This window comes from Psychrobacter sp. TWP2-1-2, from assembly GCF_049896785.1.
Lineage (GTDB): Bacteria > Pseudomonadota > Gammaproteobacteria > Pseudomonadales > Moraxellaceae > Psychrobacter.
On the sequence record NZ_JAFCVA010000008.1, the window covers coordinates 182,044 to 192,230 of the forward strand.

8 protein-coding genes and 1 pseudogene are annotated in these 10,187 nt (G+C 45.9%); 4 read left to right on the forward strand and 5 right to left on the reverse strand.

Going from position 1 to position 10,187, the window contains the following annotated elements; all coding sequences use genetic code 11:
- Positions 1-25: 25 nt before the first annotated feature.
- From ACP7AE_RS09510 to lptM, 4 genes are all read right to left on the reverse strand, one after another.
- A complete protein-coding gene (locus tag ACP7AE_RS09510; protein WP_227676669.1) occupies positions 26-1,060 on the reverse strand; it encodes a tyrosine recombinase XerC in 1,035 nt (344 codons plus the stop codon).
- 14 nt (positions 1,061-1,074) lie between these two features.
- Positions 1,075-1,962, reverse strand: a complete 888-nt coding sequence (dapF, locus tag ACP7AE_RS09515) for a diaminopimelate epimerase (RefSeq protein WP_201540593.1) — start codon at positions 1,960-1,962, stop codon at positions 1,075-1,077.
- A gap of 262 nt (positions 1,963-2,224) precedes the next feature.
- Positions 2,225-3,580: a diaminopimelate decarboxylase gene (gene lysA / locus ACP7AE_RS09520; RefSeq protein ID WP_201540594.1), complete on the reverse strand. Its 1,356-nt coding sequence runs from the start codon at positions 3,578-3,580 to the stop codon at positions 2,225-2,227.
- Positions 3,581-3,672: 92 nt separating this feature from the next.
- A complete protein-coding gene (gene lptM / locus ACP7AE_RS09525) occupies positions 3,673-3,957 on the reverse strand; it encodes an LPS translocon maturation chaperone LptM (protein ID WP_426242742.1) in 285 nt (94 codons plus the stop codon).
- A gap of 674 nt (positions 3,958-4,631) precedes the next feature.
- Between lptM and ACP7AE_RS09530 the strand changes: the two genes are divergently transcribed.
- From ACP7AE_RS09530 to rsfS, 4 genes are all read left to right on the forward strand, one after another.
- A complete protein-coding gene (locus ACP7AE_RS09530) occupies positions 4,632-5,864 on the forward strand; it encodes an acetate/propionate family kinase (protein ID WP_055123535.1) in 1,233 nt (410 codons plus the stop codon).
- A 215-nt stretch (positions 5,865-6,079) separates the two neighbouring features.
- A complete protein-coding gene (pta, locus tag ACP7AE_RS09535) occupies positions 6,080-8,236 on the forward strand; it encodes a phosphate acetyltransferase (protein ID WP_426242744.1) in 2,157 nt (718 codons plus the stop codon).
- Positions 8,237-8,517: 281 nt separating this feature from the next.
- Positions 8,518-9,432 carry a nicotinate-nicotinamide nucleotide adenylyltransferase gene (locus tag ACP7AE_RS09540; protein ID WP_426242746.1) on the forward strand — a complete coding sequence of 305 codons (915 nt, stop codon included), beginning with the start codon at positions 8,518-8,520 and terminating at the stop codon, positions 9,430-9,432.
- 141 nt (positions 9,433-9,573) lie between these two features.
- On the forward strand, positions 9,574-9,987 hold the full coding sequence (gene rsfS / locus ACP7AE_RS09545) for a ribosome silencing factor (protein WP_045443355.1): 414 nt from the start codon (positions 9,574-9,576) through the stop codon (positions 9,985-9,987).
- Between the two features lie 94 nt (positions 9,988-10,081).
- On the opposite strand, the pseudogene ACP7AE_RS09550 reads toward rsfS, so the two are convergent.
- A pseudogene (locus tag ACP7AE_RS09550) lies at positions 10,082-10,187 on the reverse strand (IS5/IS1182 family transposase); the annotation flags it as partial.

Genomic DNA, 10,187 nt, shown 5'->3' on the forward strand with positions numbered 1-10,187 from the left:
AATACTGAATAGTAAGTATTGAATATTAGGTGTTGTTTTCTTCGGTCCGTGTATGAGTCGCGCGCGGATGAGCGCGATCATAGACTTGCGTGAGTTTAGCAAAATCGACATGGGTATAAATTTGCGTGGTACTGATATCGCTATGCCCAAGCATTTCTTGCACCGCACGCAAATCACCACTGCCCGACAGCATGTGCGAGGCAAAACAATGGCGCAATAGATGCGGATACATATTTTGTGCGATGCCAGCACGGGTAGCCGCAACTTTGAGACGCTGCTGTACTGCCCGTGTTGATAAACGCGTACCCAATTTTTCACTAATGAATAATGCGCTGTCCATTTGCTCCACCCAAAGATTACGATGCGGTAGATAACGGCTAATCGCTTCTGCTGCCTTGATACCTAACGGCACCAAACGCGTTTTATTGCCCTTACCTGTCACGCGCACGCGCAGGTCTGACAAATCTACATCTACCATATCCAACGCGACCAACTCACCTACGCGCAGACCGCTGCTGTATAGCAATTCAAACATCGCCTTATCACGCAGCCATAGGCGCGCTTGTTCGGGTGTATCAGGCATCTCTTGGTCAAGCAGTTGAGTGAGCAAATCAACATCAGCGATAGACGGCAGCGGTCGAGGACTACGCTTGAGCTGATAGCCAGTCGTTGGATTGATACGTGCTAAATCCTCTTCTATCAAACAGCCATAAAAATGGCGAATTGCTGACAGCTCTTGCTGGACGCTGGCAAGTGCCAGCTTATCTTCATCCAAGCGTTGGCTGATATGCTGGGCTAATTGGCGCTTATCGCAGCGCGTCCACGTCAGACGTTTCCCACGTAAAAACAGCGCCAATTGATTCAGTCCTGCAAAATAAGCGGTCAACGTATGCGGCGAATGATTGCGCACCGACAAGACATTAAGCCAACGATGCACGGGCGCTAACAAATCACGTAATGCAGCATCCGACTCTATAGCCGCGGCGTGCTCGACTGATAGCCATGCTTTTGCCTCAGAATCTGAGGTAGGCTCCATCGTATGATTGTTTTTATTGGACATAGCCCTATTATCCATTAGCTTTCTGGATTGGGCTTGATGCCCGCTTGTGCCATCAGACCATCTGGGCTAAATACGCCTTCGTAAACAAAGGCGGTCGGACCGGTCATCATCACTGAATAACCCGGCTGCCATTTGATGATCATACTGCCACCATAAAGCTGCGCACGCACGTCTTCGCCTTCATCGAGCCAGCCTTCGCGGATACCAACCGCTACTGCGGCACAAGCGCCAGTACCACAGGCTTGTGTCTCACCGACACCGCGCTCATAGACACGCAGACGAATGTGACGCTGATTCATCACTTGCATAAAGCCGACATTGACGCGGTCGGGAAAGGCGGGATGCGATTCGATGGCTTTGCCTAAGGTTTCAACGTCGGCATCGAGCACGTTATCAACTTTGATAACGGCATGCGGGTTGCCCATATTGGCAACATAAAGCTGTACAGGAGTGCCATTTACATCGAGATGATAGGCGTTTTGAATTTTGGTCGTGGCTCTGGGGGTAAAAGGAATCTCGCTTGGTTCAAATTTCGGCTTACCCATATCGACTTCGACCCAGCCATAACGATCAGTGGTCAATGAAATGATGCCGCTCGCCGTCTCAACACGCAAACGCTGTTTAAATGACAGTTTACGCGCTTGCACAAAACGGGCAAAACAGCGCGCACCATTACCGCACTGCTCAACTTCTGACCCATCAGCATTAAAAATGCGATAACTAAAATCAACGTCAGGACGCATCGGTGGCTCAACGACGAGCAGCTGATCAAAGCCAATACCCAAATGACGGTCACCCAGTAACTGTACCAAATCCTTGGTCAAATCTAAGCGCTGAGTCACCAAATCGATGACCATAAAATCATTGCCCAGACCATGCATCTTCGTAAATTCTATTAGCATATCCTTGTTATCCTATCCTATTTTTATGTATGTCTTATATTAGCACGCTGTCAGATACAATCATAACTATCACCGCTATCAAATACTAAGTTAACACGATGCTAAATCCACCTTGTACAGCCAAACTGATATCTCTCATTAGAGCAGGCCATAAAAAAGCCCATCATCATAAAGACAAGGGGCTTTTTATCTAGAGCATGTCCTCAGTCTAAACGAAAACGCCTAAATGGGCTAAAAATGGCTAAATCTGTTGGTCAACGATTTATTTACCTTGCCACAATACTTCGTCCGCATATAGTGCTTCAATGGTTTCGCGTTTGCGAATCAGTTGATGGCTATCATCGGCGACCATTACTTCACTAGCACGCGGGCGTGAATTATAATTACTACTCATGGTAAAGCCGTACGCACCAGCGCCTGTGATTGCTAAAACATCGCCTGCCGCGAGCGACAATAAACGGTCTTTCGCTAAAAAATCACCCGTTTCGCAAATAGCGCCAACGATATCCCATGGCTGTGTGCCATCAGTGTCGATGCCATTCTCAGGCAAAACACTTGGAATGACTGCCATTTCAGCTTGATATAACGCCGGACGAATCAAGTCATTCATTGCTGCGTCAACAATGGCAAAGTTCTTATGTTCCGTTGGTTTGAGCACATCAACCTTAGTCAATAATACCCCAGCATTTGCCACAATACTGCGACCCGGCTCAAAGAATACCGTTAAGCCAAGCTCGCTAAGTTTCGGTAATAACGCTTGGGCAAACTCGTCGATAGATACTGGTGTCTCATCGATATAACGCACACCCAAACCACCGCCCAAATCGATATGACGCAGCTCAATACCTTTATCACGTAAATTGTGTATTAGCTCAATCACTTTATCTAAAGCTGCTACAAATGGCGCAACTTCAGTCAACTGCGAGCCAATATGACAGTCAATACCGACGATATCAATATGGGATAACTGTGCCGCTTGCTCATAGACGGCAACCGCGTCTTCGTGGGTAATACCGAATTTATTGTCTTTTAACCCTGTTGAGATATACGGATGGGTTTTGGCGTCGACATTGGGATTAACCCGTAGTGAAATTGGCGCAGGTTTATCCAATTTCTGTGCCACATCATTAATTAAAGCCAGCTCGCTGATTGACTCTACGTTAAAACAACCAATACCTTGGGTCAGGGCATATTCGATATCGCTATAGGTTTTGCCCACACCTGAGAACACCACACGTGAAGCAGCACCACCTGCCGCCAATACGCGCATGAGCTCGCCACGAGAGACGATATCAAACCCTGCGCCTGCTTGCGCCAATATACCAAGTACCGCAAGGTTAGAGTTTGCTTTTACCGCATAACAAATCTGGTGCGTTAAACTGGCAAAGCTATCGCTATAAGCTTGATAAACATCCAAAATGGCTTGTTTTGAGTAGACATAGCATGGCGTATCGTAGTGTTTAACCACATCATCAATGCTCACCTGCTCCATATACAGTGCGCCATCGCGATAATCTAGCGCGGGTAAATGGGCGGTTAAAGCTTGAGGATTAATATACAAGCCTTGCTCAGTTTGGATCGTGACAGATTCGCCAGTTTGTTGCTCAGAATGACTCATATAAACATCTCTAATTTCATCAGGTTACAAAGTTAAAAAATCTTAGGGTGCACACCGAAATCTCGTTGACGGCATTGATTCTTTAATCAGAATCAATAATCATTCGGGTCTTCACTAGGTTCCGGTAGCTTAAAATCATCCATTTCTTGATGACTATCATCTTGTGTCGAATAGGTACTACCCTGTATGCCAGCGCTATCCGTAGCTCCTTGAACCGTCTGGCTACTAGCGTCGGCGAGGTATAGATTGCCTTTTTGACCGCAACCCGTCAAACCCATTATAACCACCCCACTAATAATAAAAGTGGAGATAACACGGCGACCAAGATCAGCGACATTAGTGTGCTCAGTTTTCGAAAAGCGGTTAATAGTAAACATAGAATAGAGAACCTGTGACTTTGCAATGGCATGATGATGATAAAAAGCACGAGTCATAAAGGCGATAGATCAAACCTTATAGACAGCTAAATAAAAGCTATCGCCATCGCTAAAAAATGACAATATAACTGCTTTGGATAATAGCATTATTACATAATGCTGTGTGCATACTGAATATCCCTAATCAATAAATTTGGACGAGTTTGGTTTTGCTAAGCTTTACTAGACCGTGCGACTGCCATTTACTAAGCGAGCGTTGATACTAGTGGTCTTAATGTATCGCTATAAGGGTAAAACAGCCTATTATATTTACTTAGACAAATTTTCTTACAATTTATTATTAGCTACTATATTTGGCTGTAGCAGCCGACAAACCCTAGCGACAATCGGTGTACAGTTGTATTGTCTATACCACATTCTATTGATTTAACCCTTATAGTTATCGTGGTATAGCCATAAAACTATGGTACATTATGTTTAGACCTTGCGACTGTGTTGAGGCGCTAGCATGCGACTTAACAAGCACTGATCAACAGTGCCAGCCCAAGAGTGACCAGAATCAGCAATGTACTTGCTTGACCTATGTCGGCATGGATGCGGCTGGTTTTTGTTTATTCAACCGGTACTCGTCTGTGATGAGTCACCCTTTACAAAATACAATCTAAGGACAGAGTATGAGCGCCAGCCTAACCACCACTTTTGATGACAAAAATACCGAAACATCGAACCTAATCAATCCCACCTTAGTCCTCAACTGCGGTTCCTCTTCTATCAAATACGCGCTGATTAGCGAAGACAATTCTATTCGTATCACTGGTTTGGCCGAAAACTTAGGACTCGATACTGCTCGTATCAAACACACGACGTTGAATGGTGATAAGCTGGAAATCTCTATCTCAGGTGGTCGTCATCAGTTAGCATTACAAAAAATTCTTGAGCTATTAGAACAGTATCATTTCATCGCCGTTGGTCATCGCGTGGTTCATGGTGGCCGTGAGTACTCTGCAGCAGTCCGTGTCGATGAGCATGTACTGGACGAAGTAAAACGCTTAAAAATACTCGCGCCACTGCATAACCCTGCCCATGCTTTAGGTATCGAAGCGGTACAGGCGATTTATCCTGATATTCCTCAAGTCGTCGTCTTTGATACGGCCTTTCACCAAACCATGCCTCCTGTTGCTTTTCGCTACCCACTACCAAAAGCCCTGTACGAAGAACACAAAATCCGCCGCTATGGCTTTCATGGTACGTCTCATGCCTATGTCTCAGAGCGTGCCAGTGAAATTACTGAGTCTAAAGGCCCACATGGCTGGCTTACAGCGCATCTGGGTAATGGCTGCTCGGCGACTGCCGTTTATGATGGCAAAAGTTTCGATACCAGTATGGGTCTGACTCCGCTTGAAGGGCTCATGATGGGTACGCGTAGTGGTGATGTTGACCCAAGTCTACACATACACCTAAAGCGCCAGCTCGGTATGAGCTTGGAAGAGATTGATGCCATGCTCAATAATGAAAGTGGTCTATTGGGTGTCTCAGGATTGTCTAATGATTTACGTACCGTCGAACAAGCGGCGAACGAAGGTCACGCAGATGCTAAGCTCGCTATCGAGATGTTTTGTTACCGCGTCGGTAAATATCTTGCCAGCTTAAGCTGCGCGCTGCCAGAATTCACAGGTATTGTCTTTACGGGTGGTATCGGCGAAAACTCAGTCACCACCCGAACCAGTATCCTAGAAGTGATGCGTCATTTCGGCATAAAAGTAGACGCTGACAAAAATGCGAGCTTGTTTGGTGGTAGCGAAGGCAGCTTCCACGCAGACGATAGCAGCATCGAGCTATGGGTTGTGCCAACTGATGAAGAGTGCCGTATTGCTCAAGAAACACGTGAAGCATTGGGCTTACTCTAAGCTCGACACTTTTTATAAGTTGCTTATATTATAAGTTGCTTATAATTTTCTCATAAGCTTCTAGTCGTCTTATAAGCTTTTATTCATTAGACGTGTTAAGTTATTTTTTTGCCCAGCGCTTCTTATAAACAGCCTATGATGAGAAGCGCGACGTTTTACTCATTCTAGCAAGGATGAAGTGAGCTTTAAAAATATAATAAACCGTAGGATACTTTATGCAAACCATTTTACTAGTTCCCATCAGCCGTGGTATCGGCGTAACGTCAGCAGCGCTTGGATTGATTCGCGCTCTTGATTATAACGGTATCAAAGCGGGCTTTATGAAGCCATTTTTGCAAGATGATACACTTGATAAGCAAAACAGTTTAGACAGCTCAAGCGCGTTAGCAATGCATGCTTTTGGTCTGACGCCACCTAAATCTATCAGTCGGCAGCGTGTCGAGCGTATGATTGGTGATGGTAATCTTGATGACTTAATGGAAGAAGTGGTCGTCAATTATCATACTCTTGGCGATGATTATGATGTGGTGATCTGTGAAGGCTTAGTACCGACCACAGAGACCTCTTATGCCTCGCAAATCAACCGGGCGATTGCTCATGCGTTAGATGCTAGAATCATCTTTGTTAGCACTGCTGATACCAGTAAACCGGCCTACCTGGCTGATAAACTTGACGTTCACGCTCGTGAGTTTGGCGGCATCGCCCATGAGCGCACGCTCGGCGCGATTTTGATGCGTGTACATGACTTGCCAAATGCGCAAAGCACTGTAGAAAATCAAATCGTTGCCCCTGGTGAAGCGGTTGTGAGTTTAGATGACGGCTTTATGCAAGAAGTCCAGCGCCTATCACCGCATTTTAATACTGACGCGTTCCGTTTAATCGGGGTAGTGCCATTCAGTGATTCACTGTCCGTGCCTCGTACGTGGGATATCGCCACTGAGCTTGATGCCAAATGGCTCAATGTCGGTGAAGCTAAGTCACGCCGTATTAACCGCATTAGCCTAACCGCACGCTCGGTCGCACGCGTCGATGAGGTGTTTAAACGTGGCACCCTTATCGTCGTACCCGGTGACCGTGATGATTTATTATTGGCAGCTGGTTTGGCTTGTATCAATGGTATCCCGCTGGCAGGATTGGTATTAACTGGCGGCGTCGAGCCGAGTGCAACCGTCGCTGAGCTATGGCAATCTGCCCTCAAAACAGGCATCCCTGTCATGAGTGTCGAAAGCGACAGCTATGAGACCGTACAGAGCCTCATGCACATGAGCGCAGAGATTCCAAGTGATGATACTGAACGTGCTGAAGAAGTGGCCCGTTATGTCGCCGCCCATTTAGATCTTAGCTGGATTAAAGACTATTTTAGTCAAAATCATGAGCCGCGCCTCTCACCATCTGCATTCCGTCATCAAGTGGTTAAAAAAGCACAAGACGCCAAAAAACGCATCGTGCTACCAGAGGGTTCTGAGCCGCGTACGGTTGAAGCCGCTTGTATCTGTCAAAGCCGCGGCATCGCCAACTGTGTACTACTCGCTAAGCGTAGCGATGTCGAGCAAGTGGCTAAAAATCTTGACTTAGTTTTACCTGAAGGTCTTGAAATAATTGACCCCGATACGCTTGATATGAATAAGTATATCGCTGCAGTGGTCGAACGCCGTAAAGGTAAAACCAGCGCAGAAGTCGCGGCTGAATACTTAAAAGACACCGTATATCTAGGCACGACCATGCTACAGATGGACGAAGTCGACGGCCTCGTTTCTGGCGCGATTCATACCACCGCCAATACCGTCCGTCCAGCGTTTCAGTTGATTAAAACCGCACCGCAATACTCGCTCGTATCATCAGTATTTTTTATGCTGCTACCTGAGCAAGTGGTGGTCTACGGTGACTGTGCCATTAATCCTGATCCAAATGCCGAAGAACTGGCTGAGATTGCCATTCAATCAGCACAGTCTGCTGCCGCCTTCGGTATTGATCCAAAAGTTGCGATGATTAGCTATTCTACAGGCTCATCAGGAACTGGCGCGGACGTCGAAAAAGTCACTCGTGCGACCCAAATCGTCCGCGAGCGTGCGCCACATCTAAAAGTCGATGGACCACTACAGTATGACGCCGCTTCTGTCATGAGCGTCGGCAAGCAAAAAGCGCCTGATTCACCGGTTGCTGGGCAAGCCAATGTCTTTATTTTCCCAGATCTCAATACGGGCAATACCACTTATAAAGCCGTACAACGTAGCGCCAATGTGGTGAGTGTTGGCCCAATGCTGCAAGGTTTGAATAAGCCAGTAAATGACTTGTCTCGCGGAGCCTTGGTCGATGATATTATCTACACCATCGCCCTTACTGCTATTCAAGCTCATAGCGACGCGATTTAATTGCATTAAAATGTAGGACTAATTGCGCTATAGGTAACCGACTATCAACATGATGGTCGGTTTTTTATTGGCTACGTTTACAACTGACTTTTTAAAAATCTTTCATAATGGATAGCTAAGCGCTCATTTTACCTAGTATTTCAGCGCTTTTAATGACAGATGCCCGCTTGCCCTCTACAATAGCGCTACCATCGAAGCATTTAACCTAAAAAGGTCCGCTGATAAAAGGATAAAATGCATCAACGACAACGTGCCTCTTATCTATTTTTACGCATTTATTTATGCCAAATACCAGCAAAAATTCTCAAAAAAATACACCTGCGCCAGCCATTCGTGCTTATCTTGGCGGCTCATTTGATCCCGTACATGAGGGTCATCTGCAAATGGCGGTGACTGTTTATCAGCGTTTGCTACCGCTAGCCAAGCAGCAACAGCGCGCGCTGCACGTGTCACTATTGCCCAATGCGCGCTCACCCTTTAAAGAAAAAAGTACTGATCCTAAACACCGTCTGGCGATGTTAAAGCTTGCGACACTCCATACACCGCTACAAATTAATGAGCTTGAGCTGTGGCAAACACCGCCTGTTTATACCATCGATAGTGTACGCACGTTGCGCCAGCGTTATCCGCATGACAGTCTAATATTCATCATCGGTATGGATAGCGCGCTGAGTTTGAGCAAATGGAAAAACGGTTTAGAGCTTACGGATTATGTCAGTCTTTGGGTGTTTAATCGTGATGACTTGTCTGATATTAATCATAAAAATAATCGCCTGTTGGCAACCACGTCTCATTGCGCGAACAAAACGTTAGTCGCGCAGGATACGATGAACTTGCACGCCCAATTACCTGCGCAGCTGCAATCTTTACGCATCGATGCGCCGATTGACTTATTACAGCCCACCTCTCAAGCACTGACCGATAGCCGTCTCTTGAAAAACGCCCATCAAGGCCACATTTATATAGACTCGCGTCCTATCGCCACGATATCCAGTACACAGATACGCCAACAGTTACAGCCGACAGACAATCGATCGAATATAATATCCGCAGCGGCAAGGCAAATGACATCTATCGCACCAATAAATGATATCATAGACAATACTGCACCCAATCCATTAGCTAAATGGCTAAATCCTGCTGTTTATCAATATATTATCGCCCATCAGCTATATTCTGCTGCTCAATTCCGTTAAAATCGCCTTATCTTTGTCATTTTGCCCATCCAGTCTCTACAGCTGACTGGCGACATCTAGTCCATTCGACAATGCCAACGCATGCAAATTGACGATTTACCTTTTTATTTTTAATATTGACGATTCAAGAGATCAAAATTTATGACCAACACCATGACTGAAGAACGCTTAAAAGAATGCTTAGCCGTTGTTGAGACCGCTCTAGACGATATGAAAGCGAAGAACATCACCGTAATGAATGTAGAAGATTTGACTGACGTAACCGAACGCATCGTTATCGCTGACGGTACTTCTAAGCGCCATGTACGCGCGATGGCTGACAATGTCGGTGCTGAAGCGAAACAAGCGGGCTTTATGCCACTTGGTCGCGAAGGCGGTATCGACTCTGACTGGACATTGATTGATCTGGGTGCTGTCGTCGTGCATGTGATGACGCCACAAGCCCGTGAGTTCTATGACTTAGAAGGTCTATGGTCATCACCTGAGCAATTGGCTGAGCTGGTCGCTGTACCGCGTGAAAAGAAAACTGCCGGTCGCCGCAATAAAAATAAATAATTTTATTTATTTTTATAACGCTGTGAAAACCAAAAAGACCAGATATCTATTCTGGTCTTTTTTTGTCTGAAATTTACCGTTCTAGGGCGTGTCCCTAATTCAGTTTGCAATGAATCATAGTACAAGCTAGATACAGCATAGACTTATAATTACGAGCCAATTTCTCGTATCTAGTCGCAATACTACGGAAGTGCTTTAGC

Bases quoted from the DNA above. Each gene is read 5' to 3' on its own strand.
- ACP7AE_RS09510 (WP_227676669.1), bottom strand. From the start codon at position 1,060: ATGTCCAATAAAAACAATCATACGATGGAGCCTACCTCAGATTCTGAG.
- dapF (WP_201540593.1), bottom strand. From the start codon at position 1,962: ATGCTAATAGAATTTACGAAGATGCATGGTCTGGGCAATGATTTTATG.
- lysA (WP_201540594.1), bottom strand. From the start codon at position 3,580: ATGAGTCATTCTGAGCAACAAACTGGCGAATCTGTCACGATCCAAACT.
- lptM (WP_426242742.1), bottom strand. From the start codon at position 3,957: ATGTTTACTATTAACCGCTTTTCGAAAACTGAGCACACTAATGTCGCT.
- ACP7AE_RS09530 (WP_055123535.1), top strand. From the start codon at position 4,632: ATGAGCGCCAGCCTAACCACCACTTTTGATGACAAAAATACCGAAACA.
- pta (WP_426242744.1), top strand. From the start codon at position 6,080: ATGCAAACCATTTTACTAGTTCCCATCAGCCGTGGTATCGGCGTAACG.
- ACP7AE_RS09540 (WP_426242746.1), top strand. From the start codon at position 8,518: ATGCCAAATACCAGCAAAAATTCTCAAAAAAATACACCTGCGCCAGCC.
- rsfS (WP_045443355.1), top strand. From the start codon at position 9,574: ATGACCAACACCATGACTGAAGAACGCTTAAAAGAATGCTTAGCCGTT.